Annotated in this window: 27 protein-coding genes; 17 read left to right on the top strand and 10 right to left on the bottom strand. The window is 41.6% G+C overall.

The annotated features are described in order from the left end of the window. Window positions 1-5: 5 nt before the first annotated feature. Genes C0V70_RS14720 through C0V70_RS14705 form a run of 4 tightly spaced genes read left to right on the top strand, consistent with a single transcriptional unit; the run spans window position 6 to window position 4,028 of the window. Window positions 6-758, top strand: coding sequence for an ABC transporter ATP-binding protein (locus C0V70_RS14720; protein WP_102244627.1), 753 nt, complete (start codon window positions 6-8; stop codon window positions 756-758). Between the two features lie 21 nt (window positions 759-779). Continuing rightward, the gene (locus tag C0V70_RS14715; protein WP_102244626.1) at window positions 780-2,150 is read left to right on the top strand and encodes an MlaD family protein; all 1,371 of its coding nucleotides are present in this window, start codon (window positions 780-782) and stop codon (window positions 2,148-2,150) included. A 3-nt stretch (window positions 2,151-2,153) separates the two neighbouring features. Further along, entirely contained in the window at window positions 2,154-3,419 is a 1,266-nt protein-coding gene (locus tag C0V70_RS14710; RefSeq protein ID WP_102244625.1) for a hypothetical protein, read from the top strand. A 3-nt stretch (window positions 3,420-3,422) separates the two neighbouring features. Beyond that, the gene (locus tag C0V70_RS14705; RefSeq protein ID WP_102244624.1) at window positions 3,423-4,028 is read left to right on the top strand and encodes an L-threonylcarbamoyladenylate synthase; all 606 of its coding nucleotides are present in this window, start codon (window positions 3,423-3,425) and stop codon (window positions 4,026-4,028) included. On the opposite strand, the gene C0V70_RS14700 is transcribed toward C0V70_RS14705, so the two are convergent. Next, complete coding sequence (locus tag C0V70_RS14700) at window positions 4,005-4,529, bottom strand: DciA family protein (protein WP_158649699.1); 525 nt, start codon at window positions 4,527-4,529, stop codon at window positions 4,005-4,007. The two genes, C0V70_RS14705 and C0V70_RS14700, sit on opposite strands and share 24 nt — an antisense overlap. A gap of 43 nt (window positions 4,530-4,572) precedes the next feature. On the opposite strand from C0V70_RS14700, the gene C0V70_RS14695 reads away from it, so the two are divergent. From C0V70_RS14695 to C0V70_RS14685, 3 genes are read left to right on the top strand one after another with little or no spacing between them, the layout of a single operon-like run. Next, window positions 4,573-5,241, top strand: coding sequence for a hypothetical protein (locus C0V70_RS14695; RefSeq protein ID WP_102244622.1), 669 nt, complete (start codon window positions 4,573-4,575; stop codon window positions 5,239-5,241). Beyond that, complete coding sequence (locus tag C0V70_RS14690) at window positions 5,231-6,163, top strand: hypothetical protein (RefSeq protein ID WP_102244621.1); 933 nt, start codon at window positions 5,231-5,233, stop codon at window positions 6,161-6,163. Before C0V70_RS14695 ends, C0V70_RS14690 begins: the two co-directional genes overlap by 11 nt. A gap of 44 nt (window positions 6,164-6,207) precedes the next feature. Next, window positions 6,208-6,720 carry a GNAT family N-acetyltransferase gene (locus C0V70_RS14685; RefSeq protein WP_102244620.1) on the top strand — a complete coding sequence of 171 codons (513 nt, stop codon included), beginning with the start codon at window positions 6,208-6,210 and terminating at the stop codon, window positions 6,718-6,720. Window positions 6,721-6,758: 38 nt separating this feature from the next. On the opposite strand, the gene rpsT is transcribed toward C0V70_RS14685, so the two are convergent. Then, window positions 6,759-7,022, bottom strand: coding sequence for a 30S ribosomal protein S20 (gene rpsT / locus C0V70_RS14680; protein WP_102244619.1), 264 nt, complete (start codon window positions 7,020-7,022; stop codon window positions 6,759-6,761). Window positions 7,023-7,187: 165 nt separating this feature from the next. Here rpsT and C0V70_RS14675 point away from each other — a divergent pair, with 165 nt between their 5' ends. Genes C0V70_RS14675 through C0V70_RS19180 form a run of 4 tightly spaced genes read left to right on the top strand, consistent with a single transcriptional unit; the run spans window position 7,188 to window position 11,255 of the window. Next, complete coding sequence (locus tag C0V70_RS14675; protein WP_102244618.1) at window positions 7,188-8,042, top strand: 3-hydroxybutyryl-CoA dehydrogenase; 855 nt, start codon at window positions 7,188-7,190, stop codon at window positions 8,040-8,042. Further along, a complete protein-coding gene (locus tag C0V70_RS14670) occupies window positions 8,029-8,832 on the top strand; it encodes an enoyl-CoA hydratase/isomerase family protein (RefSeq protein WP_102244617.1) in 804 nt (267 codons plus the stop codon). Before C0V70_RS14675 ends, C0V70_RS14670 begins: the two co-directional genes overlap by 14 nt. Before the next feature lie 5 nt (window positions 8,833-8,837). After that, window positions 8,838-9,980 carry an acyl-CoA dehydrogenase gene (locus C0V70_RS14665; RefSeq protein ID WP_133566588.1) on the top strand — a complete coding sequence of 381 codons (1,143 nt, stop codon included), beginning with the start codon at window positions 8,838-8,840 and terminating at the stop codon, window positions 9,978-9,980. Window positions 9,981-10,037: 57 nt separating this feature from the next. Further along, entirely contained in the window at window positions 10,038-11,255 is a 1,218-nt protein-coding gene (locus C0V70_RS19180; protein WP_185903102.1) for a hypothetical protein, read from the top strand. 62 nt (window positions 11,256-11,317) lie between these two features. On the opposite strand, the gene C0V70_RS14650 is transcribed toward C0V70_RS19180, so the two are convergent. The 3 genes from C0V70_RS14650 to C0V70_RS14640 are packed head-to-tail and all read right to left on the bottom strand — an operon-like array spanning window position 11,318 to window position 13,783. Next, window positions 11,318-11,767 (bottom strand): hypothetical protein, encoded by a 450-nt coding sequence (locus C0V70_RS14650; protein WP_102244614.1) that lies wholly within the window; start codon window positions 11,765-11,767, stop codon window positions 11,318-11,320. Between the two features lie 60 nt (window positions 11,768-11,827). After that, a complete protein-coding gene (locus C0V70_RS14645) occupies window positions 11,828-13,021 on the bottom strand; it encodes a hypothetical protein (protein ID WP_133566589.1) in 1,194 nt (397 codons plus the stop codon). A 39-nt stretch (window positions 13,022-13,060) separates the two neighbouring features. After that, complete coding sequence (locus C0V70_RS14640) at window positions 13,061-13,783, bottom strand: hypothetical protein (protein WP_102244612.1); 723 nt, start codon at window positions 13,781-13,783, stop codon at window positions 13,061-13,063. A gap of 119 nt (window positions 13,784-13,902) precedes the next feature. Between C0V70_RS14640 and C0V70_RS14635 the strand changes: the two genes are divergently transcribed. Next, a complete protein-coding gene (locus C0V70_RS14635; protein WP_102244611.1) occupies window positions 13,903-15,060 on the top strand; it encodes a thiolase family protein in 1,158 nt (385 codons plus the stop codon). Between the two features lie 26 nt (window positions 15,061-15,086). After that, window positions 15,087-16,133 carry a Crp/Fnr family transcriptional regulator gene (locus tag C0V70_RS14630; RefSeq protein WP_102244610.1) on the top strand — a complete coding sequence of 349 codons (1,047 nt, stop codon included), beginning with the start codon at window positions 15,087-15,089 and terminating at the stop codon, window positions 16,131-16,133. A gap of 2 nt (window positions 16,134-16,135) precedes the next feature. Here C0V70_RS14630 and C0V70_RS14625 read toward each other — a convergent pair whose 3' ends face one another. Continuing rightward, the gene (locus C0V70_RS14625; RefSeq protein ID WP_102244609.1) at window positions 16,136-17,656 is read right to left on the bottom strand and encodes a hypothetical protein; all 1,521 of its coding nucleotides are present in this window, start codon (window positions 17,654-17,656) and stop codon (window positions 16,136-16,138) included. Between the two features lie 191 nt (window positions 17,657-17,847). Between C0V70_RS14625 and C0V70_RS14620 the strand changes: the two genes are divergently transcribed. From C0V70_RS14620 to C0V70_RS14605, 4 genes are all read left to right on the top strand, one after another. Then, complete coding sequence (locus C0V70_RS14620; protein ID WP_102244608.1) at window positions 17,848-18,672, top strand: DUF4339 domain-containing protein; 825 nt, start codon at window positions 17,848-17,850, stop codon at window positions 18,670-18,672. Beyond that, window positions 18,662-19,579 carry an alpha/beta hydrolase gene (locus tag C0V70_RS14615; RefSeq protein WP_102244607.1) on the top strand — a complete coding sequence of 306 codons (918 nt, stop codon included), beginning with the start codon at window positions 18,662-18,664 and terminating at the stop codon, window positions 19,577-19,579. The genes C0V70_RS14620 and C0V70_RS14615 overlap by 11 nt, the downstream gene beginning before the upstream one ends. Further along, on the top strand, window positions 19,576-20,106 hold the full coding sequence (locus C0V70_RS14610) for a hypothetical protein (protein WP_102244606.1): 531 nt from the start codon (window positions 19,576-19,578) through the stop codon (window positions 20,104-20,106). Before C0V70_RS14615 ends, C0V70_RS14610 begins: the two co-directional genes overlap by 4 nt. 63 nt (window positions 20,107-20,169) lie before the next feature. Further along, window positions 20,170-22,191, top strand: a complete 2,022-nt coding sequence (locus C0V70_RS14605) for a serine/threonine protein kinase (RefSeq protein WP_102244605.1) — start codon at window positions 20,170-20,172, stop codon at window positions 22,189-22,191. A gap of 2 nt (window positions 22,192-22,193) precedes the next feature. Here C0V70_RS14605 and C0V70_RS14600 read toward each other — a convergent pair whose 3' ends face one another. Genes C0V70_RS14600 through C0V70_RS14585 form a run of 4 tightly spaced genes read right to left on the bottom strand, consistent with a single transcriptional unit; the run spans window position 22,194 to window position 26,642 of the window. Beyond that, on the bottom strand, window positions 22,194-23,060 hold the full coding sequence (locus C0V70_RS14600; RefSeq protein WP_102244604.1) for a pyruvate, water dikinase regulatory protein: 867 nt from the start codon (window positions 23,058-23,060) through the stop codon (window positions 22,194-22,196). Further along, window positions 23,057-24,025, bottom strand: coding sequence for a tRNA (adenosine(37)-N6)-dimethylallyltransferase MiaA (miaA, locus tag C0V70_RS14595; RefSeq protein WP_102244603.1), 969 nt, complete (start codon window positions 24,023-24,025; stop codon window positions 23,057-23,059). Before miaA ends, C0V70_RS14600 begins: the two co-directional genes overlap by 4 nt. Then, complete coding sequence (gene mutL / locus C0V70_RS14590) at window positions 24,022-25,734, bottom strand: DNA mismatch repair endonuclease MutL (RefSeq protein WP_102244602.1); 1,713 nt, start codon at window positions 25,732-25,734, stop codon at window positions 24,022-24,024. The genes miaA and mutL overlap by 4 nt, the downstream gene beginning before the upstream one ends. Beyond that, window positions 25,734-26,642, bottom strand: a complete 909-nt coding sequence (locus C0V70_RS14585) for a GGDEF domain-containing protein (RefSeq protein ID WP_102244601.1) — start codon at window positions 26,640-26,642, stop codon at window positions 25,734-25,736. The genes mutL and C0V70_RS14585 overlap by 1 nt, the downstream gene beginning before the upstream one ends. Between the last annotated feature and the right edge of the window lie 16 nt (window positions 26,643-26,658).

Below are 26,658 nucleotides of genomic sequence, written 5' to 3'. Positions count from 1 at the left end.
GATGGATGCTGACATTTGAAAATCCTGCCATCTCCATAAAAAACGTCACCAAAATTTTTGGTGAACAAATAGTCTTAGACAGCCTTAACTTTGATATTGAAAGAAATAAGATTACGACGATCCTGGGATTTTCCGGGGCGGGGAAATCAACTTTACTTAAACACATCCTGGGAATTGTGAAGCCGACATCAGGTACGGTGGAAGTCCTTGGGCAGGACCTTGCTCATTTGGGAAAGGTTGAATTAAGAGAGTTTAGAAGAAACTACGGGATGCTTTTTCAATATGCAGCTTTGTTTGACTCTTTTACAGCAGAAGAGAATGTCGCTTTTCCGCTAAAAGAATTTACTAATAAAACCCCTCAAGAAATTCACGAGCAGGTTAAAGACCTTCTGATCTCAGTAGGGATCAAAGAAGAGTCTTTTAGTCGACTACCGTCAGAGCTTTCCGGAGGGATGAGAAAGAGAGTAGGACTGGCGCGCGCGCTGGCCTTAAGCCCGGCCATCATGCTTTATGATGAACCCACAACCGGACTTGATCCAATTACAACTAAAATGGTTAACAATCTAATCGTAGATACAGCAAAAAATCACAAAGACAGAGAGATGACATCAGTTATTATTTCCCACGACGTAAAAGCGACGTTAGAAATTTCCGACTATGTGGCCTTTTTGGACCGTGGTAAGATTATTGAGTATTTACCGGTAGATGAGTTTAAAAATTCTAAGAAAGAATTAGTTCAGGAATTTTTAAGACTCTAAACAAAAGGTGTGAAATAAGAGATGAATGAATTTAAAGTAGGGCTTTTGGCCATCGCCACATTGGCCGCTATCGTTTTTATGTCGTTCAAGATTACATCCAATCAATCGGGGTTTGGTCAGTACCAAACTTATAGAACGATTGTTAAAGATGCTTCCGGCATTTTCCCAAAAACTCCAATCAAAATTGCCGGTATCGCTGCCGGACGTATTTCTTCTATTGAGCTTCAAGGTAACACTGCTTTAATTACGTTTGAGATCCTTAAACAAATTCAAGTGACAAAAAACTCGAAGTTAAGAATTAAGTCTGTTGGTTTCTTAGGTGATAAATACATCGAAATTTATGTCGGTGATTCTCCTGAGTTTTTAGCGAAAAATGATTTCATCGATTCTGAAGAAGCAGCAGGGATTGAAACCCTGGTTAAAGATGCTTCTGAAGTTTTAGCTGACGTTAAAGCGATCACAAAAAGTTTAAAAGACAGTATCGCACCGGAAGGACAGCCTTCTCCAATGAAAAAGATCCTGGTTGATATCGGGGCCCTGGTTGAAAACACCCGCGCGGCAACTGAATCACTTAAGAGAGTCATGACTGGAAACGAAGAAAAGCTAAATGCCTTGGTTGAAAACCTGGAGAGTTTTTCTTATGAGCTTGCTTACCAGGTTGATAAAGGCAATCCTGACAGTGCCATGGCCGACATCAAAGAAATCCTGGCAAACTCAAAAAAGATTACTGCTGATTTAAACTCATTAGTTGCTGACGTTAAACGCGGAAAGGGAACTGTGGGGAAACTTCTGGTTGAAGATGAAATCGCTGATCAGGTTAAAGATACACTTTCAAGCGTGCAAAAAATTGTTGGAAAAGCTGACGCTATCAGAACCGAGCTTTCGGTATTTACCGGAGCTAACACTGAAGGTGGCGGGGAGAGTGAAGTCGCACTTAGAATTTATCCATCACCGGAGAGATTCTATCACTTGGGGTTAACGACTTCAGAAATCGGGCCAGACAGAGAAACAATTACAGAGACGACAACAAATGGATCAACTGTAGTGTCTAATAAAAAAGAGCGCGACAGAGATACATTTAGATTCAACGTTCAAATCGGCCGCCGTGTTCAGGACTTCGCTTTCCGCGGAGGTTTAATTGAATCAACGGGAGGTCTGGGGTTAGATTATTACCTGCAGAACCTGGGGACGAAATTCTCGCTTGAAGCCTTCGATTACAAAAAAGATAAAGGAGCTAACCTGCGTTTCATCACTGAACTTCAGATTTGGAACGTCTTATATGGACGAGCTTCAGCTAACGATATTGGCAGAAAAGAGCGTAGTGCTACGATTCAGGCCGGGCTTCGCTTTAACGATGAAGACTTAAAAGGCTTAATGGGATTCTTCTTCTAATTTATGGAAAGAAACTGGTTAATCAGAACATCACAGAATCAAATCTTAGGCCCGGTGGCCAAGCAAAAACTATTGGAGTTTATCCAGAAGGGTGCGCTTGGATTAACGGATGAAGTGGCCAGCGGAAATGGTTATTGGTTCTCATTAAAAGAAAAAGACCTGGTTGAAAAATATATTTATGGGGATATTCCTCAAGGTTACAACCCGATCTCAGAGTCAAAAAGTGTTCTTTCAAGAAGAGAGCATCCAGAAAGAACGACTTCAATTAATACTGCTCCAGTTAATCAGACTCAACATACTCAGGTTATTAAAGTCTCAGATATTCTAGGGACACCGGAAAATTCGAGTAAACCAGCGGCTTCGGCAGCGGCAGGCATCGCTCCCAATGCATCGGATTTAGAATTTCCTGACATGACTGTTGTGACTAAAATTCCAACGCCATCTCCAGTTCCGACACTTAACTTAAATGAAGAAAGTGATCAAAAGATACCGGATGCTTCTGACCTGGAATTCCCAGACGTCGCAGCGATTACTTCAAGTGTAAATGCCAATTTCAAGATCGAAGCACCTGCGATGGCCAGCGCTCCTCAATCACAAGCACAGCCAACAGCTCAAGGTCCAAAAATAGATTTCAAAACTGCTGAACCTAAATTTAACAAAGAGCCAGTAAGTTCAGATGAAGCTCATTTTCCAAGTGATGATGACTTAGCTTTCCCTGATATGGGCATTCCTGCAACTGCGGCTTCCGTCGTTATTGACGATAAGACATCGACTAAAGTTGAAAAAGGGAAGGTTGATCTCTCTCACCAGTACACGAGAACAGTGGCCTTGGACAATGAACAAGTTTCAGTGGCACTTCCTGAAGTTTCAGATCAGCCTAAAGAAAAGAAGTCGGCCGCAAAATCAATGAGAGAGCTCGAAGGTGTGTCTGATGACATCGCTTTTTCTCTGACTCTTGATGTGCCGAAAGCCCCGGCCCCTGAAGCTGATCACCACCATCACGAAGTTAAGAATGTTGTAGCTAAAAAAGAAAAATTACAGATAGAAGACCGCAAGCTTCTTCACGATCGCAAGCCTAAGGCCAGTGCCAAGGCAGCTCAAAGGGATCCAAATAGAGAAGTGGCCCACAGAGACAGAGATACTCATTCGGAGCCTTTAAAAAAGCGCAACGACAATTATATCTTTTTCATTCTGATCATTCTGGTTTTAATCATTGTGGCCGTTTTCTTCTACTTTAAAGAGATCCTAAACAAACCTCTACCGGTGTAGTTTATGAAATTAACTTCAGAAAGCGTTTTCATTTATCCAACGGATACTGTGTGGGGTATTGGTGCCTCAATTCATTCAGAGGCAGCTCATAAGCGCATTGCCGCTATCAAGAGAACTTCTGATGATAAACCCTTATCCATCATGTTCACTGACGTGAATACACTTTATAAGAGTTTCAATCTTCCGGATTTCATGAGTGTGTCGTGGCTTCGAAATTATTTCAAGCTGGAGTCAACATTAGGTCTTCCGAGAAAAATTTCTAAAATTTCCATTCCTTCATGGGTGACAGGAAAGAGTGAGTTTGTCTCTGTCCGCTGCCTGGATGATGCTGCTTTAAAAGACATTTCTAACGCCCTTAAAGCGCCATTTTTTACGACGAGCTTAAACCTCACAGGTGAGCCTCCTATCATTAATTTTTCTGATGCTGAAGCTTTTCAAAAAGATCATGCGCCCGATGCAGAACTTTTTGGCGATAGCTCTCACAATCTTTCAGGAAGATCATCGACGATTGTCTTTTATAAAGGGGACTCGTTTGAAGTGATTCGCGAAGGAATCAAAATTGAAGAAATTAAAAAGCACTTGAAATTAACCGGGCTTAAAATTTCCTGATTGGATATAAAGCGAGATCATTTTTTCTCTGATCTCCTGGTCTTCAATATCTTTAAATAATTCTTCTGCATCTCTTTTTAATTTCTTAAATTCCGGAGAGTGCGGGTGAAGCCTGTTTTCATTTTTCTTTTGTTTTTCAGGCGTGGCAATGAACTGTGTGTACTGTCGGTCAAAGTGCGTACTATCGACAATGAACTTAATGTTGTTGATAGATTTTTCCAACGACGGGAACTTGGCAAAAATCTTTTTCTTTAACGGCAGCTCCATAAAACTCAATTCATTGGCAAAGGCCGAATGATTAGACAAAACGATGAGTGTGCCATTTTGATTTTTTAGCGGGATCGTATGTTCAGAAAGTTTGTCGCCGGCGATTTCTTTCCAGGCCTTAATCAGGCTGATGAAATCGAAACTATCAGCAATTTGCGCGTGTTTGCTTTGCTCCTGTTTTTGACGGGGAGCCGAGCCTTCGAAATCGATAAATTGTGAGAGTTTTTTTAGCATAAAAAAGGTTCTAGCATTATAGCTTTTAGAGTACACTAACGCCATGAAAGTGCGATTTTTTTCTATTCTGGCAATGCTTTTGGCCCTCACATCTTGTGCCGGTTATCACTTCAATACTAATAACAACCCCTTAATTGGTTACGATATTCGTTCTGTTGCAGTGCCTATGTTTGTGAATCGCTCAGTCATTCCCGAACTCGCTGCACCAATGACCAAAGAAATCATCTTCACCCTAAATGATTATTCTGGACTCCGTGTCTTTAGTGGAGAGAACGAAGCGGCCGACGCTGTATTAATTGGTATCATTGAATCGCGCGATCATTACAACGATGCTGTTAAAACGACTCAGACACTCTTTACTGACGATACGATTAAGTCTTCTGTTGGTGACCGAAGCCCGTTTTATTACCCAGTTCAAACGACCTATAGATTTTCATTGAAGGTGTATTTAATTAAACGCCCTTCAAAAGAAGAAATTCAGCTTTTAACAACAGACATGGGTCAGTTCATGAAAGCGAACCCAAAAGTTGTTTTAATGGACACTATTGACCTCTCAGGGTCATTCTCGCGCGCGGTTGGTGAAACGACGACGGCCAATGCTGTAGGAAAGACAAACTTTGTAAAAAACAAAGGTGTTTTTGAAAAGAGTCTTCAAGACACGGCCATCAGTGCAGCTAAAACTTTCAGACAGGTCGTTCTCAATGCTTTCTAAGTTATTGCCTTGGGATTTTCTGCCAAAACACCCGATGACTATCGACCCGAAAAGGCCGGGGCTCTATGCCTTTTTAGTCTCAGACCCTTATCTTGAACGCGTTCTTTTAGACCGCCTCCCTAAAAAAGATATCCCTTTCTCTCTGTATTCTGGAGTAGAAGTGACTCGCGATTTTATCGAAGAGCATTTTGTAAACCTTTCTTTCTTTTCCTCAACTGATCATATTCAAGTGATCAATGGAGAAAATATCCAGGCCGCGAACCTCGCTCTTTTAACGGAGTCAGGAATCGACTGGAGCGAGCGTTTTATGGTGATCTTTTTCACTAAGAGTGGAAAGACCTTTACTGACTTCGCTAAAAAAGCAGACGTTTTGGCCTTTGAAATTGAAGAGCCACGTTTTTGGGAAGGTGTGAAGATTTGGCAGTTTTGCCAGAAGGCTCGCGAAGTGAATCTTCCTCAGGATGTGAGCCGTTTTGTGCTCGATCATTTAGAGCACAACTTCGAATCTTTCTTCTGGGTCATCGATACAATCAAACTCAATTTCCCTGAAGGAAAAATCAATCTTGAAGAATTAAAAACACTGGTGGAAAAAGAGCGCTGGGATTTTTTTGAGCTCATTGATCTCTTCAACGACAATCCAAAAAAGTTTTTCAATGAAGTGCTGAAAAAAGGTGATGAAGACTATGAATGGCTTCGTTCGCTGTTTGCTTTCATGCAAGGGCATCTGGCAAAAGTACTGTTTCCGGATGAGTTACGTGGAAAGGCGAAGCTCTCTAAATATGACCAAAGTATTTTGGTCGTAAGTGAAAAGTGGAAAAGAAAGGACGTCGAAAAATACCTGCAATTTTTCTCGGAATTAGAAATCCTAGCAAAATCAAGCGATCAGCTCTTGATCAATAAACTCCGGTTAGAAATTATCTAGACGAGTCACCTTGACGTTCAAAAAAGTGATACCATCTTAGTATCATGAAAAATTTTGAATTTAAAAAACTCGCTCATGAAGACCTCCCATTACTACACTCGTGGATGAAGAAGCCGCACCTAAAGGAATTCTGGCCAGAGCAGACGCTTCACGACTACGAATCATTTAAGGAAAAATACAAAAGCGCTATCGAGTCTGAGGAAGTGACTCCTTATTTGGTTATGCTTCAGGGAAAGCCGATTGGTTATATCCAGTCTTATAAAGTTGACGGCAAGACCTTTGGGATTGATCAGTTTATTGCGGTTCCGGAATTTATCAATAAAGGATTGGGAAGCATGTTCGTGAAGGAATTCTCGGACGAGTTACTCATTAATCAAAAAGCGACTCGCGTGATCACGGATCCATCTGTGCTAAACCTGCGCGCACAAAAAGCATACGAAAAGGCCGGCTTTAAAAAGCTGGAAGTCGTTCAAGGTGCGGATGGGGAAGTGTTAATGATGGAGAAAAAACGAAGAGAGAGAAAAACTCAGTCGAAGAAAATAAAAAAAGCCTCATAGAACTATGAGGCTTTTTTATATCTTAAAATCTTTACAGATTATTTAAGGTTATTGATTTGAGAAGCTAGACGAGAAGTCTTTCTTGCTGCTGTGTTAGCTTTGATAACGCCAGTCTTAGCAAGTTTTCTTAGTTCAGCTTGAGCAGTTTTAAGAACAGCAGCTGCAGCTTTTTTGTCGCCAGCAGTGATTGCATCTCTAACTTTTTTTACCGCAGTCTTAGTTTTAGACTCGTTAACTTTGTTAGCAAGGTTCTTTTTGATATCTTGTTTTGCTCTTTTTTCTGATGATTTGTGGTTTGCCACAATTAACTCCTACCGTTAGATATTTTCAACTTTAACTTTTTGCACTCAGCAATTAATGAGACTCATTTTTTATTCTAATTGTAAAAACTTGGCAAGGTTTTATTTGTGAAACCATGGCCTGGTTTGTATCATTAGGGCGTTTTTACCATTAAGAGTGAGGTATATATGCAAAATGTTCAATCCATTGGGATTGTTGGCGCGGGGCAAATGGGCCGTGGAATCGCGCAAGTAGCTGCAATGAGTGGCTACACTGTTCAAATTTACGATGTTTCTCCTGAAGGACTTAAAAAGGGAGTGGATTTTATCGAAGCTCAACTAAAGAAGGGCGTAGAGAAAGCAAAGTGGGATTCGGCCTTCGTAGAAAAGACAATGAAAGCAATTTCAACTGTTTCTGATATGTCTAAGCTTTCAAGCTGCGATCTTCTTATTGAAGCAGCCACTGAAAATAAAGCGATTAAATTCGATATCTTTAAAAAATTAGATGAAGTGGCAAAACCGGGAGCTATCCTGGCGACAAACACTTCTTCAATTTCAATCACTGAAATTGCGGCAGTGACTAAGCGTCCACAACTTGTAGCAGGTATGCACTTCATGAATCCGGTTCCGGTAATGAAGCTGGTTGAAGGAATCAGAGGTCTTGAGACTTCAGATGAAACATTCAACACAGTAGCAGCTGTTTCTGAAAAGATGGGGAAAGTCTTTGTTCGCGCAAACGACATCCCGGGATTTGCAGTTAACAGAATTCTTATGCCAATGATTAACGAAGCTGTGTACGCTCTGTACGAAGGTGTCGCGAGCGCTTCTGATATCGATCAGGCGATGAAACTTGGAACAAATCAACCAATGGGACCGCTTGAGCTTGCTGACTTCATCGGACTTGATACATGCCTGGCGATCATGAACGTTCTTCATGATGGATTAGGAGACACTAAATACAGACCGTGCCCGCTATTAAAGAAATACGTACTAGCTGGTCGCATGGGGAAAAAATCAGGAAGAGGATTCTATGAATACAAATAAATCATACACGACACTAAAATTTGAACTTCAGGAAAAATTCGGGGTGATCACAATCAACCGCCCGACAAAACTAAACGCACTTAACACTGAAGTGCTAAGTGAACTAAAAGAACTTCTTACTGATCTTAAGTCAGATGATAAGTTTGAGATGCTTGGACTGATCCTTACAGGTGAAGGTGAAAAAGCTTTTATCGCTGGTGCTGACATCGCAGAGATGGCAGACATGACTCCAAGTGATGCTTACACTCTGGGACAACTTGGTCAGCAGGTTACAGTTCTCTTTGAAACAATCCAGGTTCCAGTGATTGCTTGTGTAAACGGGTTTGCTCTAGGTGGTGGATGTGAAATGGCGATGAGCTGTGATTTTATCTACGCGACAGAAAACGCAGTTTTCGGTCAACCGGAAGTTAAGCTTGGTCTGATCCCAGGTTTTGGTGGAACTCAAAGGCTAGCAAAACTAGTTGGTAGAAATAACGCAAAAGAACTTATCTTCTCTGGAAGAAACGTAAAAGCGGATGAAGCTCTAAGAATGGGGCTAGTTGTTAGAACTTTCGCTACAAAAGACGCGATGATGGCCGAAGCAATGAAGACTTTAAAGTCGATTGCAGCGAATTCTCCATTTGCTGTAGGAATTGCGAAAAAAGTTATGAATGAAGGTATTGACTTAACTATCGCGGAAGGTTTACAGCTAGAAAAGAGACAGTTTTCAGGCATTTTCTCGTCAGAAGATATGCATGAAGGAACCAAGGCATTCGTGGAAAAACGCGCACCTAACTTTAAAGGAAAATAAAATTTATGAGTATGTACAACCCGCAATACACAGAAATCAGGGATTTAGTTTCAAAATTCACTGACACAGAGGTTGCACCTCTGGCGGCTAAGATTGACCATGATGGGGTAATTCCACAGGATCTTATCAATAAGCTTTATGAAAATGGCTTCATGGGTTCTTATATTCCTGAAGAGTTTGGTGGAGCTGGGATGGATTACACATCTTACGCAATCATTGTTGAAGAAATTTCTCGTGGATGTGCGTCAACCGGAGTTCTTATTTCTGCCCACACATCTCTTTGTATGTGGCCGATCCTAAGCTTTGGGACAACTGAGCAAAAACAAAAATTCCTTCCAGGCCTGGCCTCTGGTGGAGTGATCGGATGTTTCTGTCTATCTGAGCCCAATGCTGGTTCAGATCCTGGAACTCTGGCAACTTTTGCTGAAGACAAAGGGGACTACTACGAACTTTCTGGGACAAAAAACTTTATCACTAACGGTAAAGACGCAGGAATTGCGATTGTTCTGGCAAAAACGACAAAAACTAATGACCACAAAGGGATCACGGCTTTTATCGTAGATACAAAAACGGAAGGATTCCAGGTTCAAAAACTGGAAGACAAATTAGGGATTAAAGGATCGACGACGGCTCAAATCTGGCTTAACAAGGTGAAGGTTCCAAAAGCGAACATTCTTGGTGAAGTTGGAAAAGGATTTAAAGTCGCTCTTTCAACTCTTGATGGTGGACGCATTGGAATTGCAGCTCAGGCCTTAGGGATCGCTGAAGCGGCTTTCAGATACGCGAAGAAATATTCGAAAGAAAGAGTGCAATTTGGAAAACCGATTTCTGAACTTCAGGCCATCCAGTTTAAGCTGGCGGACATGTCGACAGAAATTGCGGCTTCAAGACTTTTAATCATGCACGCGAGTTATTTAAAAGATAATGGTCTTCCTTATTCAAAGGAAGCAGCTCAGGCAAAACTGTTTGCTTCAGAGGCATGTATGAGAATTACAACTCAGGCCATTCAGGTCCTGGGCGGAAATGGTTACACGAAAGAGTACCCGTGTGAGCGCCACTTCAGAGACGCGAAGATCACTGAGATTTATGAAGGAACTTCTGAAATCCAGCGCATCGTTATTGCGGCCAATGAATTAAAAGGCGTTTAAGTTTTTATAAATTGAGACAGGTATTAATTGATAAAAAAAATATTGGAGAATCTAGGTATGAAGAAGCCCGCAAAACCGGCAGCTAAAAAAGCAGCAGCAAAGCCTGCGCCTAAAAAAGCCGCACCTCCGGCAAAAAAGCCAGCTGCTAAAGCAGCTCCAGCTAAAAAAGCTGCGGTAAAACCAGCTCCTGCGAAAAAAGCACCAGCTAAAGTGGTTGCAAAACCAGCAGCAAAAGCGGCTCCAGCTAAAAAAGCAGCAGTAAAGCCGGCTCCAGCGAAAAAAGCAGTAGCAAAAAAGCCGGAAGTAAAAGGTAAATCTCAGCAAGGTCTTCAAAAAAAGATCCAGGATAAAATTGCAGCAAGCAAAAAAGCTTCTCAAGATAAAGCAGCTAAAAAAGCTAAAGAAGTAGATGCTAAAAAATTAGCTGAAGAAAAAAAGAAAGCGGCCAAAGCTCTGGAAGCTCAAAAGAAAGCTGACAAGCAAAACAAAGAAAAAGAGAAAGAAAAAGCAAAGGCAGCAAAATTAGCTGAGAAAGAAGCGGCGAAAGCGGCTAAAGCAGCAGCAAAAGAAGCGGCCAAAGCACCAAAAAAACTTTCTAAGAAAGAAGAAAAAGAACTTCTAAAAGCGAAAGGCAAAAAAGGTGCAGTTGAAGAAGAGGAACTGGACGAAGACGGGCTACCGATCAAGAGACGTGTAGAAGAAGATGATGAAGAAGATGATTTCGAAAGCGACACTCCAAAAAGAGTAAAGATGACTTTCGATGAAGACATCGAAGAAGAAATCATCCCTGTCAGGAAAAAGAAAAGTTCAGCAATTGATGAAGATATTAAAGAAAACCTGGCTGAAGAAATTCTTGCCCTTTCTGAAGACTTTTCAATTGAAGATGTTTTCTCTTCTATCAGAAGCATGGAACTCTTCAAAGTTGAGACAGACGAGTGCGTAGTCCGCGGTTGTGATAACCCTTCTACAACTTCTGGGTACTGCCGTTACCACTACATCAAACTTTGGAAAGACGTTAAGAAAAAACAACTTATCCTTTCTGAAGGGAGACTGGCAAAAATTATTGAAGAGCTTGTTCGCAAGTACCCAATGAAATACATCGAAACAATCATTCAGGATTTAGCTGATGATAAGGCGTTCAACCACGTTCTTAAGGATCTGGACATTGAGACAGATGCAGAAGAGATTGATGGATTTGATGATGACGAGTTATTAGACGACGATCAAGATATCGCGTTTGAAACTAAAGTTGTTAAGCCTTCTTTTGATGATTAGTAGTTAAAGAGAAATCTTATAAATAAAAAAGGCTCCCGATGGGGGCCTTTTTTATTTGAGGGCTATTCGCCTAGTAGCATATCAGCTTGCATTGTCAGTCCTACGTTTTCGCGTGTGACTCTGTAGAAGAATTTTTCGTTTCCAAACTCAGCTTCATCCCAGTCTAGAATATATTCATCCCAGATTTCATCTTCAGTGTCTTCGTGAGCAAAAAACTGATCGAAGAAGACACCTGCACCATCAAACATTCTATCCATGACTTTATCAGTGTCTGTTTTTTCATTCAGGTCACTTGAAAGAAAGAGTGTCACTGGCGTTTTGAATTTATCCAGGCCGACGTATGAAATCACTAGTAGTGCTTCATTCGGGTAAGAAAAACCGAATACCTCAAACGTTTTTTCGTCTTTTAAGCATTTGTCGCCGTAAATGTTAAGTAGGATTTGTTTTAATCCATCGGCCCATTCTTTAGGGAAAAGAACCGCTTTAATATCGTGGTCAAGGCGTGAAAACATGAGTCATCTCCAAGTGGAATTGAGAGACTGATTTAACAATAAAAGGGCCTCTTTGCAATGTTAATTCATGGTGTTTGAGAGGAGCTTTTCGATATCCTCGCGTTTTAACGTTATTAAAACGTCGCGGTCGCTGACGGCGCTGATGTTGGTTGGAGTCACACCGAGTTTACCATAGAGTCTGCGGTGGATCTTAGAAGTGTAAATATACACTGTTTTTATCTCCGGGTCCTGAAGCACCAGACCTGCGGCCTGATTGATAAGAGATTTGGAGAGTTTTTCTGCGTCTGCATCTTTGGAAACGGTCAGGCGTACGATCTCCGCCGATTTCTCACCGGGTTTTCTTTCGAGTTTTTTACCGATGGCCTTTTCTAGAGGGAGTAGGTCATCGCTTTTTCCAGAAATAACGACACCAACACCACCTTTAAAATTTTGTGCGTCTTTGACTGAACCTGGAGTGTTGACGATCAGTTTTGTTCTTGGAGCAAAGTCCTGGCTTGATTTGATGAAGCCTTTGATTTCATCAGGAGTCAGGTTTAAGCGTTCAGAATAAATATCACCTACGAATTTCCAGTAATCATCGGGAAGGGATTTCATGTGCTGATCGCTTACGCGCTCAATTTTAGAGAGATCCATGTAAGTGAATGTTCCCTGATCTTTAGTGGTGAATTCCTTGGCCCATTGGTTTTTTGCCAGCGGAGTGCTTTTTAAATTCGCTCCGATTTGTGAAGAAGAAGTTGTAATACTTGTGAGTTGCGGAGTGAATTTTGCTTTGTAAAATTTAAGCACTGGCCCCGGAATTTCTGGAGCCATGGCCATGGCCCATCCCATAGAGGCGATAAACATTGAGTCCTGGTATTCTGTTTTACAATCAGAGAGCGCCTGGAACTTACTTGTGTCGGCAGAGACAAAATATTTCTGCTCTAGATTTTTACAAGTCTCACCCAGCTTCATGACCTCTGCGGTTTGAAGCGCATTGGTTGAAAGACCAACAGCTGCTCGTGAGAGCCATGCGGCCTGTTCGATTTCTTTAGCGGTCAATCCCCAGCGAAGAAGTTTTGCTCCAAGGGCACCTTCTAATCCAAAGACGCCGGCGCGTCCCCATGGCCCTAATAAAAAAGGAGCAATGAAAAGAGATGTTTCAACTCCGGCCTTCACCATGGCATCGCGTTTTCTTTCCTTTTCTCTTTTTTGAGAAAGAGAGCAAAGCATGCCTTGTTTATCAGCAGGAGGAGGAATCATTTCAAAACGATCCAATAAATCATCGACAATCTGCGGGTGATTTGATGTTAAGTTCTACAGGTATTTTTTAGCGTAGGCCCCATTATTTTTATGAGTGAGTGGAGCATTGCGATCATTTAAGTAACGATCGTAGCTGTAAACTTTATCTAAAAGAGTTTGGGCCGTTTCACGGCTGGCATTTTTCACCAGGTTTTTAATCTCATCCGCAGGCACAGGGATGTCATCATTCTTAAAATCCTGAACTCTTTTTTTAATGTACTCTTCGATTCCCGCATGACTCAGGATTGGTCTTTTTGCTAGAAGAAGCGCTTTTGATCTTTGAACAAGTGCCAATTGATCTTCAAGTTCCATTCTGCGAACCGGACCACAGCCACCATTGCTGGTATAACAGTATTGCAGGCGCGCTTGAACAGCGCGGATATTGATTGAGATTTGATAAAGAGTTTGAAAATCGTCGTCTGTTCCTTCCCATTCTTTTTTGATTTGTGGTTCGAGCTTTTTGTTGTTCATCTCGCGGCCATCTAAATAGCGGAACATATCTGCATAGAGATCTTTTTTCTGGCGGTAAATTTCCTGGTGAGTTTTGATTTCACCTTCAATCCACAAATAAGTATCAACCGAAGAAAGGGTCGAAGGAATCACTTCGCCACTTTTTAACAGGGTGTTGTTACAGGGTGCATTTCCCAGAGCGTTTTCCTGGCAAAGGGGGCTGGTCCACGCGTTATTTGAGTAAACTAGAGTGATAAGGGAAAATATTAGGATTTTAGCTGTCTTCATTGGGAAACTTATCGGAATTTGACGGATTTTGTTGAGGGAAAAGCTCCCTTTAGGTAGGCAAAATAGGGGGGTTATGCTTTAATGAGTGCACATTTTTACTTAAATAAAAGGAGACTAATATGAGCGTTTATATTCTTTCAGGTGCCCGCACTCCAAATGGTAGTTTTATGGGATCTCTTAGTGGGGTTTCTGCTCCAAAGCTAGGGGCCGTAGCCATTGAAGCTGCTCTTAAAAAAGCGGAAGTTGATGCTTCGAAAGTAGATGAAGTGTTCATGGGGAACGTTGTGAGTGCCGGTGTTGGACAAGCTCCAGCTCGTCAGGCAGCTATCTTCGCAGGCCTTCCAGAATCAGTTCCATGTACGACAATTAACAAAGTTTGTGGTTCAGGACTAAAGACTATTATCACTGGTGCTCAGACAATTATGGCAGGAGACAACAAACTTGTTGTTGCTGGTGGAATGGAAAATATGTCAATGGCACCGCACCTTCTGATGAATTCAAGAAATGGATTTAAGTTTGGTGATGCTAATATGAAAGACGCGATGGCATGGGATGGTCTAACAGACGCTTACGCTAACGTTCCAATGGGTGTTTGCGCTGAAGAAGCGGCAAAAAAATACACTAACCGCGAAGAGCAAGACGCTTATTCAATTGAGTCTTTCAAGCGCGCTCAAGCAGCAATCAAAGACGGAATCTTCAACTCTGAAATTGCAGCAGTGACAATCAAAGGACCAAAAGGGGACACGGTTGTAACAACTGACGAAGGTCCGGGAAAAGCAAACTTTGAAAAAATGCCATCGCTAAAACCTGCCTTCGATAAGAACGGAACGATTACAGCGGCAAACGCTTCGACAATCAATGACGGAGCAGCTGCGATTGTTTTAGGTGGTGAGGAATACAAATCACAAGCAAAGTTCAAGATTGTTTCATATGCTAGCCACGCTCAAAGCCCGACATGGTTTACAACTGCTCCAGTTGAAGCTGTTCATAAGGCCCTAAGCAAAGCTGGGCTTAAACTTGATCAAATTGATCTATTTGAAGTGAATGAAGCTTTTGCAGTGGTTGCACTAGCGGCCATGAAAGAGTTAAAATTAGACCATAGTAAAGTTAACATTTACGGTGGTGGAGTGAGCTTAGGGCACCCTATCGGATGTAGCGGAACCAGAATCGTAGTGACATTGATGACAGCAATGGAAAACAAAAAAGCGAAATATGGTATGGCCGCAATCTGTATTGGTGGTGGAGAGGCACTTGCTCTAGTACTTGAAAGAATCTAGTACTTCATTCATTTTTAAGGATTGTCATGACGACAGGAACAGCGGCGGCGCAGAAGAAATCAGGAATTAAAACTCTGGCCCCAGGGCAGATTCTCTTTAACGAAGGCGACGCCGCTGATTCCATGTACATCATTCAAAGAGGACAGCTACGATTGTTTCGTCCGAAAGGAAAAGGCTTCGTAGAAATTGCTGTTCTTCGCTCGGGAGAGATGTTGGGTGAAATGGCCTACTTCGATCCTGAATCTAAAACCAGAAGTGTTTCTGCCTCAGCAATCACTTCAGTTGAAATCATCGAAATTTCTTTTAATGCTCTTGAAAAAACCATGGCGGGTCTAAACCCATGGTTTAAGACTTTGATCAATACACTGGCAGAGCGCCTGAGAAAGACTAATGAGAGAGTCAGAGCGCTGGAGAATAACTCGGTTGGCTTTTCTTCTGACTACAGGTTCTTTCAGTCTGCAGACATCGTTAAGATGCTCTCTGTGATGTTTTTAACCTTCAGAAGTTTAGGTGAAAACAGAGACGGAAAGTGGTCTTTAAATTACAACAAACTTAAAACGTACGCGCTGGAAATCTTCAACATCAATGAAGCCAAAATGGAAGAGTTTATTCAGCTTTTAACAGATGAGAAACTTATTGAAGTGACAGTTGATGAGATGGATTCATCAAAGGTTTTCAGTACCCGCGAACCCGACACATTCAGAATTTTCCAGGTTTTCTTTAATACACAAAGATCTCTTCGCGATGAGAAGAAACTCATCATCACTCCTAAGTGCGAAAAATTTTTAATTAAAGTCATGGAGGAGTGTGATTCGCTTCCGGTTGTCGATGGAAAAGTAGATATTGAAATCTCAAAAATCGCAGCGCACTTTAAACAATACAATATGGGAATCACTCTGGATGATTTCGAAGGCGCTAAAAAGGCGAAGTTCTGCGGAGAGTACCGCATGGGCGAAAACGGCAGCATCAGCACTACTATCAATATTGATTACCTGAGAAAGATGTATCCGGTGATCAGGTTCATGAACGCCCTCAACCGTGTTAACGAGTCGAAGGCGAAGACGAATCCTTAGATTTAATTACTATTTTTTGAATTATACAGAACGTTGATCGTATTTGATGACGTGTTCTGAATTTTATAATTTCCATTCAGGCGGATAAAATATCCTGACGTTGTTCCGCTTGGCATGTTGGCCACTTTGTACCCTTGATCCAGGGCCGCAGTATACTGAAGTCCCATATAGTCCCATCCATTTGTGGCCGATTGAGGAACAAGCGAGCCATTGATGCGAACTTCGATTGTTGATGTATTAGGTTCACCGTATTGAAGGTAAACATAACCGTAAGTTGTTTTTTCAGCATTGAATGTAACAGTTAAACAGTTTGGATAAACGATTTTATCATTACCGTCTACACCATGAAGCTGGATCATTTTTCCAGTGAATGATTCACCTGGAGTAGGGTAGAAACGCGTGTTTCTTGTTGCTGATACGTTATCAAATGTATATCCATCGCTCGGATTTGATTCACCTGTTCTATTGGCCAGGATTTTACCATCTGAGCGCACAACTCTGATTGTCGACGGGTCAATAGAAGTTGAAGATCCAGTCACCGGCCAGTAGTCGTATTTATGTTTTAAGATACTTTCAGTGATTGAAGTCTGAAGACCGTCAAAGATATGATTAAATCCCACTGTACAAAGATCGTAGCTATCGAATGAAAGAGCATCCATTGGGTTTAAATGGTCGTTTGCTCTGTTCATACCATTTGTGTACTCAGCTTTATAAAGAGAATCTGCAACGTATTTATAACGTTGGTTAACAGCACCAACGCCATTAGTACATAATCCTTTTGTGCTGCTCTTGATTTGTGAGATGTTGATAAATCTCATCATAAGAGAATTTAAGCTGTTGCTGTTGGAATACCCAGTTCCTGAACAGTTTGCATAAGAGTTTCCACGCATACAAAGAAGCTTATTAATTTGAGCATCGACTTTTGCTTTCCATGTTGTCGTGCCACACTCACCGTATCCTGTTTCCAGTTCACAAGTGTCATCATCCTCGTTGGAAATCATAACGACGATAGTGTAGGCTTCATTTCTAAAAATTCCATTTCCACGGTTTGCTTCAATAACCTGAGTCGCGCGGTTGATACCCGGCTCTGCCGATTGATTGCTGGTTGTGAAATTTAAACTTTGAGCGGCAGTTGCTTTATCTTTTAAAATTCCCATCGCTGCACTGGTAAGCCCGATTGGGTTCTTCGCTACCAGTTGAGCTTCGTAAAGCGTATTAGCGTTTTGTGAAACCAGAGGAACTGAAAGAATATGGTAATCGAATCTTTCTGGAATACTGCTGATAAGAGAGTTCATAGAAGCTTTTGTACTGCTGTTAACTAAACTAAAACTAGAAGAGTTATCCCATAATAAGAGGATATCTACTTTAGGGCTGATGAGTGTTGATTGGGCACACAGTTTATTGGCCGTGCTATCCAAAGCACTTAAACTAGTGTTCTGTGATCCTTTGTTGACCGCAAATTCTTCCTTTGCACAAGCAGAGAAGAGGAGAATCATGGCCATCATCAGTAGTTTGTTTTTCATAAATTACCTTATCCGTACGAAAGTTCACACGTCTTCATAAGACTATTCTTTAGACTTATCGGATTCTTAGGATATTTCTTGAGATAGTTGATTAAAATCCTCTTAAAAGGGCAAAATGTTCAACCTTTTTTTGTAATTTCAAAAAGTTAAAATAGAAGGACAGACATGTATATAAAGATGAGGAGAACTATATGGTTAACTGGTATTACGTAGTGGGTAGCGAGCGCGTGGGCCCGGTCAGTGTAGAGGCACTCAAACAACTTTTTTTGAATAACGAAATCACAAATGAAACATACATCTGGAGAAAAGGTTTCCAAAATTGGGAGCGCTTAAAGGATGTAACTGAACTTTCTTTTGAATCAGAAGAACCGGCAGTTGAAATTGAAACTCCAATGCCAGCACCAACACCACTTCCGCAAAGAAGAGCTGAAGTAAAAAGAGAAGAGCCTGTCAGACAAGAAGGGCCATCTTCACCAGACGTCCAGTTTAATTTTGATTGGAGAAGCACGAAAGAAAACGATGAACTTTTCTTCGTGAGAATTGGTAAAGACAGAAAGGCAAGTGACTCAGATATCTTCGGGCCATACTCGATGACTGAATTAAAAGAGGCCCTGAAAGAAAAAAGAATTAACTTGCAGACTTTAGTTTTTGCACCAGGAATGAGTTCATGGGTAAAGATTGAGGAGACTCCGCTTAATGATAAACATCGTCCAGGATCAACATCAATTGCACTTAATGAACAGCCACTAATGCTGGTGTTTGATTATTCACCATTGCCATTGGTGACGATGGTAAAAAAAGCGGGAGTGAAAGATGGGGTGCTGCTTGGTGCAGGTCCATTTTTAGAATTCACTAATAAAACGGTGAAGGCCTCTCTTTATGTAGGAAGTGAAATTAAAGCTAGAGATGTGCAAGTGATTGTGCAAAACTACGATAAAAGAGATCAGTCGATCGAGTGTCTGTTTATGGACTTAAACCAGGACGCTAAACGAATCATGTTAAATCATGCAGTCTAGAAGAGAAGCTTCTCATTTAGAATGGAAAAATCTCAGTGAAGAGGTGAGAGTGACTCACTTTTCTTCCGAGCGCCACGGGATGTATCGTCCTGAGCAAATTTATTTAAAACACATTCAAGCAAGAAGGCCTGGCACAAATCCAGTGACCTTCTTTTTGTTTCATGACCTCTCAGCTTACCACGGGCGTTTTCTCAATTTCATCAATTGGTTTCGCGCTCAACATCCTAACGTGTCTTTTGTCCTGATGGATTTTTTAGGGCACGGACTCAGCTCCGGAACCCGTGGGCATATTGAGAAATTCGGTGACATCGCTTCAGATGTGGTGACCGCGCTGGAGTTGATTGAAAAAAAATCGGATGAAAAATGGGTGGCCTTAGGCCATGGCCTTGGGGCACTGGCGCTGCTGGAAGTTGCCAATCGTTTTGATGAATCCATTGAAGGGAAAATTGACAGATATGTCGTTTCAAATTTTGTTTTAAATTTTTCTTCGATGATGCTCGAAATTCAAAATAAACTTTTATCGTCAGCTCTTCCTCTGGAGAACCTGATGAAGACAGTGAGACCGATGGAGATTTACTTACCATCAATGGTGCTCACTCATCCAAAGGAGCAGACAGCTTACCTGGAAGATCCGCTGATGATAAGAAAACCTACATTCCAGACTTTCCAATGCATTGGGCACAAGGTGAAGAGTATTTACCAGGATGCCTATTTTCTTGATAAACCAACTCTACTTTTAAAGAGTGAGAGTCCCTATCTTTTTACGAGAGGGATGGAGTCGTTTTCCAAGGGTTTTAAAAAGGGATTTTTGACAGAAAAGAAGTATCCAAATTTAAAACATGACTTGTATAATGAAAGAGATAATTTAGAAGTTTATAACGATATTGCTCATTGGGTCCAATCATGAAAAAGTCTTACTCTCTCTTTGTTTTATTTGCCATGGTTTTAACGTTTAGTTCATGCGCGAATTTAAGTAAAAATACAGTGAAAGAGGGAAGTTTTGTCGTGAGAAACGGAACGGCCGGGGACAAGATCTGGAAAGAGAATTTAACTCTTACCAGAGTGTCTTGGTACCATGAACTGACGATGGAGTTCGACTTGATCATGGGAAGCATTTCTCCGCAGTCTGGTTTTAATTTCTGGTTTTCTGCAGGCGAGCTGGCCGAAATCGGAAAATGCCAGGATTTCAAAGTCGTCATGGCCTACTCACTTGATACTAAGATTCTTCCATACTCAATTTTAAACGAGCAACTGGACCTTGCAGGATACAAGAAAATCGACCTGCTTACATTTAAGAAACATTTCCTTCAACACCCGGACTCTGAAATGAATTCATTGCGTTTATATCAGGTATACGGGATTTGCCGTTCGGCCAACGAAACTAAACCACTGATTTTTAACTTCCCTGGCTTCACAGAAAAAGTAGTCAACTAAACAAAAAATTGGCTTAAGTTTTTCTTTAAATCTTCCGATATAAGATATCGGGAGCTTTAAAAAATGTCAGAATTAGCAAAACGCGATCGATTCGGACGCTATCTTATCCTAGACCACTTGGTGGATGGCGGTATGGCAAAGATTTGTCGTGCCCGCTTTTTAGGTGAGCAAGCGGACAAAGTTGTGGCCATTAAGATGGTTCAGCCGCAGTTTTCTAAAGACGAAGCTTTTAAAACCATGTTCATGGACGAGATCAAAGTTACTTTTGGTCTTCTTCACCCGAACGTTATTCAAACTTACGATTATGGTATGACCAAAGGGCAACTCTTCGTTGCGATGGAGTACTGTGATGGCCGTAACTTAAAAGAATACTTAGATAAATTAAAAGAACGCAAATTCGTTTTCCCGGTTGAGATTTCAACATATATTATCTCGCAAGCGTGTCAGGGGCTTTATTATGCCCACACATTCAGAGATAAGTTAACGGGGCAAGAAGCGAATATCATTCACCGTGATATCTCTCCACACAACATCATGCTTACATATGATGGTGCGGTTAAGATCATCGACTTCGGTATCGCTAAGTCACAAACAAACTCAGAGTCTACTCAAGCAGGGACGATCAAAGGTAAGCTTTCTTACCTGGCGCCTGAATACCTAGAAGGACTTGAGCTTGACCCTCGTTATGACCAGTTCGCTCTTGGTATTACACTTTGGGAAATGCTGTGCTCGAGAAAGCTGTTTAAAGAAAACAACGATCTTGCAGTTTTAAAGAAGATTCAGGAATGTAAAATTCCAGTGCCTTCTTCAATTAACCCGAACGTTCCAAAAGAACTGGATGAAATCGTACTTAAAGCATTAAGCAAGAACCGTTCTAAGCGCTATGAAAATCTTGACCAGATGAACCGTGCGCTCATGAAGTTCTTGTATGCGAAATACCCAGACTTCAACGCGACTGACTTATCTTATTTCGCTCAGGAACTCTTCAGAGAAGAAATTAAGAGAGACCGCGAGAAAATGTTTGAATTCGGTAAGATCGATATCAGACCTTATCTTGATGATCTAAGAAGAGAGCAAGAGCGTGGTGGATCAGCAGCTCCAGTTGTAGGAGTTAATGGCGGATCAGATTCTCCGGCAATCAAGAAAGAAGCAGTTCTGGACTTTGGTTTTGAAGACCAGGCTGCGATTAAGAAAAGAAATACGATCACTGTAAAGAAAACTTCAGTGACGCCAAAAGATAAGACCTTATCTGGTGACGACAATACAATGTCGAGAAGGATTGCCGATATTAATGACAAGACAATGACCAACCTGAAACAAGGGACGGGGACAAAGTCAAAGGTTGGCAAAGAAGGGACTAAGGTTCTTAAAGGCGAAAATAAAACAGATACAAGAAAGACTTCAACCAAAGCACAAAAGACCTCTCCAATTACTTATGCGGCCTTGATCGCATTCTTATTGGGTGGTGCTTATTACTACTACGTAAGTTTCTTTGCAGAACCTGAGCACGTGGCAGTTGCGGAGCCGGTTAAGACTCCAAAGGCCGATAAACCAGTTCGTCAACCGGCCAACGACATCACTCCAACTGCGCAGGCAGAAGGTATGGCGAAGATGACGTTAAGTCACTTTGACAAGCAGAAGATGCAGGTTTTTGTTGATGGACAGGCACAATCAGTAGATTTATTAAACTCTATTCAAGTGCCAGTTGGAAGACCATTTGTTCTTCGTGTACAGATTGATGGCAAAAAGCATTTTATTAAAGAATTAAATCTTGCCAACAATACTTCGGTGGAGGAAGAAATTCCGGAAATGCCAAGTATCCCTTATGGGTATGTTCATACATCAAAAGATTGCGCTGTTACCGGTGAAGTGCGCTTTGATATTTACGGTGAAAAACGTGTGAGTTCAGTTCCAATGAACGAAGACTTCGGTGTCGCTTTCCCGCTAAATCTTGATGAGTACGGAAAGGTAGCGCCTGCGACTTATGAACTATTCTTCAAGAAGACAGGTGAAGAGATTGAACGCAAGATTGAAATCACAATTAAGCGCGAAGACCAATCAATCGACCTGTGCGAGTACCTGTAAGACTATTCGTTAGACTCTTCTTTCTTAGTCTGTTTAAAGATATTATTCTTTCTCATACTTAAAAGTTTCATGATATCCGCTGCCGTCTCTTCAAGGGCCTTATCGGTCACATTGAAGACCGGCCAGCGCTTGTTTTCTTTAAAGATTCTATTGGCCCACTCAACCTCTTCTACAATCTTGTTGTGTTCGGCATAGTCACCTTGGTGCTTTTCAGCTCCCAGACGTTGCAGGCGATTTTTTCTGATTTCTCTTAGAGATTCAGGATCAATCGTTAGAGCAAAGATTTTTCTCTGGTCGACTTCAAAGAGTTCGGTAGGAAGAGGCTGGTCTTTGATCATAGGAATATTTACAACTTTGATTCCGTGTTGAGAAAGGTAAACGGAAAGTGGCGTTTTGGAAGTTCTTGAAACACCCACCAGAATAACGTCTGCAAGGTGAAGAGATGCAAGGTTTCTCCCGTCGTCGTGGTTAAGAGTAAACTCCATCGCTTCAACACGCTTGTAGTACTCGTCGTTAACCGCGTGAAGAAGTCCAGGTTCACTCATTGGTTCCTGGTTAAAGTAGTTAGAGAAAGCGGTTAGAGCAGGCCCAATTAAATCCAGAGTGCGCACGCGTGTTGTACGCGAAAGCTCGGCGATGTACTCGCGAAGTTTTCCAGAAACAATCGTGTGGATAATCAGGTCGTGGTGAACGGCCGCTTCGTTAAAGATAGCGTCGATTTGCTCAGTGGTACGTATGTTTTTATAACGGGTAAAAAAAACTTCACGCTCTTTAAACTGGGCCATAACAGCACGAGAGATCGCCGTTGCAGTTTCTCCTGTTCCATCAGAAATGATGATAATTTTCAGGCGCTTTGTTTCGAGGTTCATTTTTCTTCCTTTATAAATGTTGCCACTCTATCCATTATCTTACCCTGATCATGGAGAGGATTAAAACTTTCTTTTGGCGTTATCTTATTGAAAAAAGTTCTCTGGCTTTTGGCCAGCTGGCGAGTCGAGATAGAAATGCGTTCAATGCACTCTTTTTCGGTGGCAAAAAGACCTTGGCGCAATTCAATGGCCTCTTTGTAGCCAATAGAGGCCAGAGGTTTTTCTTCCAGGCTAAAGCCGGCACGTACCAGTCCTTCTATTTCGGCCATCAATCCTTGAGCAAACATTTCTTCTGTGCGTTTGGTGATCACTTGAAAGTGCTCGTCTTTTGGCAGGTCCAGGTAGATGTGCAGGATATTCCAGGGATGAGCGATCTTGGAAAAATCGTATGGATTTTGTTCATCGAGTTCTTTTTTTTGGTCAGAGATTTTTGTTCCCGTCGCTTCAAAATGCTCAACTGCTCTCATCAAACGATAGTGATCGTTGGAGTGCAGGTTCACCAGCGACTGCGGGTCGTGAACTTTAAGGTATTCAATAAAAGGTGCAATTCCTTCTGTTTTATACCATCCATCCAGCTTATCTTTTATTTCCTGAGAAGGAGTAGGAGACTCGTACATTCCTTTTAAAAGAGCGCGCAGGTAAAAAGCGCTTCCACCAACTAAAATGATGATTTTATCTTCTTTCATCAAATTTAAAATGAGCTTTTCCCCAATTCTAATAAACTGAGCGGCATTCATCGGGCTTTTGATGGATTCAATGTCGATCATATGATGCTCGATACCGGCCTGCTCTTCTTTAGTTGGTTTGGCCGTACCGATAGAAATCTCTTTATAAAAAAGCAGGGAATCAAAATTAACCACGGCCGCTTTTTTTCCAAGGTCGTTTTGGATTTTCTGAGCGATAGCTATACTTGTTTTGGTTTTCCCGGAAGCGGTTGGCCCTGAGACGATGATGAGTTTCTTCATGCTTTAAACAAGCTTTTTAAGCGCTCATGCGAGAGTTCTACAGAGAATTCAGCGCAAAGAGGAGTATTAAGATATTTTTCAATAAAATTATCAGGGACGGACATCAGAAGATCGTCGTTGATAAATTCGTGATAGAACTTTTTGAACGAATCCTTCTCATAGTTCTGAGTTTTAGGAAGCTCGTAATACTTAATCAGTCCTTCGGCCACAGAGTTTAAAAGCACTTGTGGAAGAAACTTGGGAATTGTTCTTAAGACAATATACTCTGCATTTAAGCGGTCGAATTCAAACCCTAAGGCCTTTAAGTCTTCAAAGTGTTTATCAACTTTTCCTTTGAGCATTTTGAAAGGTTCACTGATGAGAAGCGGGCCTGCCGATTCATCATTTAATGAGAACTGCTGAAGCTCTTGGCCGATCGCACACGAAAGAAGTTTTCTTATATCGACTAATATTGGTTTTCCCTGATCGGCGATTAAAAACTGGGTTAGCAGTCGTTGAAAGCGCGGAGCTGGGGTAAGCAGTGACTCGGCCTTAAAGAGGCTGTAATCAGCAGTGCTTTCTTCATTGGTGCCAGCAAAGTTCATCAAGTCAAAATTTCTATTTTCATCTTTAGAGAAAAAAGAAGGGATGCTCTCTGGAGAGTTTCCAGAAAGATCAAAGCCCAAAGAAGGCGCGGCTTCAATGGCCTGAGTTTTTATTCCGGCCTTTAATGAAGTCACTAAAAGAGAGTAGACGACGTCTGATCTTAAAAACTTAATCTGAGTTTTATTTGGGTGAACGTTGACGTCAATGTCTTCAGGCGGGGCCTGGATATCAATCACGTAGTGACCACTTTCTCCAAAACGCCAGAAAATATCCAGATTTCTCAGTACTGCCTGGTGCAGGGATTTATCCTGGAAGAAGCGTTTGTTTACAAAAAGATAATGGTGTCGGTACTGCGGAGTCGTATGTGTTTCTCTGGTGAAATACACCTGAACTTTATAACCTTCGTACTCCTGAGAGGCCGCGATGATATTTTTTGTTTCAGTTTTTCTCGAAAAAAAGACCTGAGCGATTCTTTCGATGTTGCTATCGACTTCAACCGCTTTAAAGATCTCTTTTTCTTTTTCATCCCACTTAATAGTGAAAGTCACTTGTGGGTGTGAGAGAACAAACGAGTAGATCATTTTTTTCAGCGCCGACTTTTCACTTACTTTTGATTTAATGAATTTCAGCCTGGCCGGCGTATTAAAGAAGAGGTCTTTAATATAAATGGAAGTCCCTTGAGTGCTAGCGCGTTGAGGGATAAGCAGCTCTGTGGCCCCGCCATTGATAATGATTTTTCCACCTTCAGCATTTAAGTCTTTGGGCTGAGTGGTACAAGTCAGGCGCGCTGAGGCCGCAACAGAGGCGAGGGCCTCTCCACGGAAACCAAAACTGTGAAGACGGTAAATGTCTTCAAAACTTTTAAGCTTCGAAGTGGCGTGGCGAAGAAAAGCAAACGGAAGGTTTTTAAAGTTCATCCCGTGACCGTTATCTTCAATCGATAAGAGGTCCATGCCATTTTCAATTAAGTGCAGATGGATTTCAGTTGAGCCGGCATCCAGAGAGTTTTCAATCAACTCTTTTAAAAGCGAAGCTGGGCGCTCGAGCACCTCACCGGCCTTAATCTGGTCGATAATATGTTCCGGTAGAATTTCAATGGTAGGATTAGAATCTATTGATGTCATTAGCCCCTATAGAATTGAACCTGATTCCTGCCCCCTTCCTTAGATTTGTAAACAGCTTCATCAGCTCTCTTAAAGAGATCTGTTCCAGTGTTTACGCCTTGGCGGTAATCTGCAACTCCAATAGATGCGGTTACGGGAAGTCGTTTCCCGTCGTAAATAAATTCTTTGTTTTCAATCAGCTTTCTCAATCTTTCTGCGATTTCAAAAGACTGCTTTAAGTTTGTTTTTGGTAAAAGAATAACGAACTCTTCTCCACCGTAGCGGGCGAAGACGTCTTGTTCTCTGATTCCGTTTGAACGGATCACTTGGGCCATTTCTTTTAGTACATAGTCTCCGGCATCGTGGCCGAAGTTGTCGTTAAGTTTTTTAAAGTGGTCAAGATCGAAAATAATTAGTGATAAAGGATCACCAGTCACTTTTGATTTGTTTACTTCAAGAGTGATTCTGTTGTTGAAGTAACCTTTGTTGTAACAACCAGTGTGCTTATCAGTGTTGGCTTCAAGGTTTAGTTTATCGTAAGTCAGTCTTTCAGGATCTCCTTTTGGAAGATACTTAAGAGCGATGCTTCCGATCTTAATGATGTCACCCTTTGCAAGAGTGGCATTGCCTTCAACTTTTTTATTGTTAAGGTATGTTCCGTTTTTTGATCCACTGTCTTCAAGGACGTGAGTGTCTCCTTGAGCGTGAAGTTTGAAGTGGTAGCGTGAAACACCGTTAAACTCTAAAGCGATAGAGTTGTCTGCGTTTCTGCCTACACCAGTTGTTGATTCAATAAGATCAAAAAGCGTTCCGTTTAAATCACCACCAACCACGAGCAAAGCGGCGGGCTTTTGTTGTGCTTCTTTTTCCGAAGCTTGTAAAGCGGCCCTAATGTCGGTTAAGACAATGGTTGTGTCATCAGTACTCATTGAACAGGATCCTTTT

Origin of the sequence: Bacteriovorax stolpii (assembly GCF_002872415.1) — a bacterium.
In the GTDB taxonomy this organism is placed as follows: domain Bacteria; phylum Bdellovibrionota; class Bacteriovoracia; order Bacteriovoracales; family Bacteriovoracaceae; genus Bacteriovorax; species Bacteriovorax stolpii.
Note: the sequence above shows the minus strand (reverse complement) of the source record. Positions and strands in the feature narration are given on the sequence as shown.

Coding starts and splice junctions, on each gene's coding strand:
- C0V70_RS14720 (WP_102244627.1), top strand. CDS start 6: ATGCTGACATTTGAAAATCCTGCCATCTCCATAAAAAACGTCACCAAA.
- C0V70_RS14715 (WP_102244626.1), top strand. CDS start 780: ATGAATGAATTTAAAGTAGGGCTTTTGGCCATCGCCACATTGGCCGCT.
- C0V70_RS14710 (WP_102244625.1), top strand. CDS start 2,154: ATGGAAAGAAACTGGTTAATCAGAACATCACAGAATCAAATCTTAGGC.
- C0V70_RS14705 (WP_102244624.1), top strand. CDS start 3,423: ATGAAATTAACTTCAGAAAGCGTTTTCATTTATCCAACGGATACTGTG.
- C0V70_RS14700 (WP_158649699.1), bottom strand. CDS start 4,529: ATGCTAAAAAAACTCTCACAATTTATCGATTTCGAAGGCTCGGCTCCC.
- C0V70_RS14695 (WP_102244622.1), top strand. CDS start 4,573: ATGAAAGTGCGATTTTTTTCTATTCTGGCAATGCTTTTGGCCCTCACA.
- C0V70_RS14690 (WP_102244621.1), top strand. CDS start 5,231: ATGCTTTCTAAGTTATTGCCTTGGGATTTTCTGCCAAAACACCCGATG.
- C0V70_RS14685 (WP_102244620.1), top strand. CDS start 6,208: ATGAAAAATTTTGAATTTAAAAAACTCGCTCATGAAGACCTCCCATTA.
- C0V70_RS14675 (WP_102244618.1), top strand. CDS start 7,188: ATGCAAAATGTTCAATCCATTGGGATTGTTGGCGCGGGGCAAATGGGC.
- C0V70_RS14670 (WP_102244617.1), top strand. CDS start 8,029: ATGAATACAAATAAATCATACACGACACTAAAATTTGAACTTCAGGAA.
- C0V70_RS14665 (WP_133566588.1), top strand. CDS start 8,838: ATGAGTATGTACAACCCGCAATACACAGAAATCAGGGATTTAGTTTCA.
- C0V70_RS19180 (WP_185903102.1), top strand. CDS start 10,038: ATGAAGAAGCCCGCAAAACCGGCAGCTAAAAAAGCAGCAGCAAAGCCT.
- C0V70_RS14650 (WP_102244614.1), bottom strand. CDS start 11,767: ATGTTTTCACGCCTTGACCACGATATTAAAGCGGTTCTTTTCCCTAAA.
- C0V70_RS14640 (WP_102244612.1), bottom strand. CDS start 13,783: ATGAAGACAGCTAAAATCCTAATATTTTCCCTTATCACTCTAGTTTAC.
- C0V70_RS14635 (WP_102244611.1), top strand. CDS start 13,903: ATGAGCGTTTATATTCTTTCAGGTGCCCGCACTCCAAATGGTAGTTTT.
- C0V70_RS14630 (WP_102244610.1), top strand. CDS start 15,087: ATGACGACAGGAACAGCGGCGGCGCAGAAGAAATCAGGAATTAAAACT.
- C0V70_RS14625 (WP_102244609.1), bottom strand. CDS start 17,656: ATGAAAAACAAACTACTGATGATGGCCATGATTCTCCTCTTCTCTGCT.
- C0V70_RS14620 (WP_102244608.1), top strand. CDS start 17,848: ATGGTTAACTGGTATTACGTAGTGGGTAGCGAGCGCGTGGGCCCGGTC.
- C0V70_RS14615 (WP_102244607.1), top strand. CDS start 18,662: ATGCAGTCTAGAAGAGAAGCTTCTCATTTAGAATGGAAAAATCTCAGT.
- C0V70_RS14610 (WP_102244606.1), top strand. CDS start 19,576: ATGAAAAAGTCTTACTCTCTCTTTGTTTTATTTGCCATGGTTTTAACG.
- C0V70_RS14605 (WP_102244605.1), top strand. CDS start 20,170: ATGTCAGAATTAGCAAAACGCGATCGATTCGGACGCTATCTTATCCTA.
- C0V70_RS14600 (WP_102244604.1), bottom strand. CDS start 23,060: ATGAACCTCGAAACAAAGCGCCTGAAAATTATCATCATTTCTGATGGA.
- miaA (WP_102244603.1), bottom strand. CDS start 24,025: ATGAAGAAACTCATCATCGTCTCAGGGCCAACCGCTTCCGGGAAAACC.
- mutL (WP_102244602.1), bottom strand. CDS start 25,734: ATGACATCAATAGATTCTAATCCTACCATTGAAATTCTACCGGAACAT.
- C0V70_RS14585 (WP_102244601.1), bottom strand. CDS start 26,642: ATGAGTACTGATGACACAACCATTGTCTTAACCGACATTAGGGCCGCT.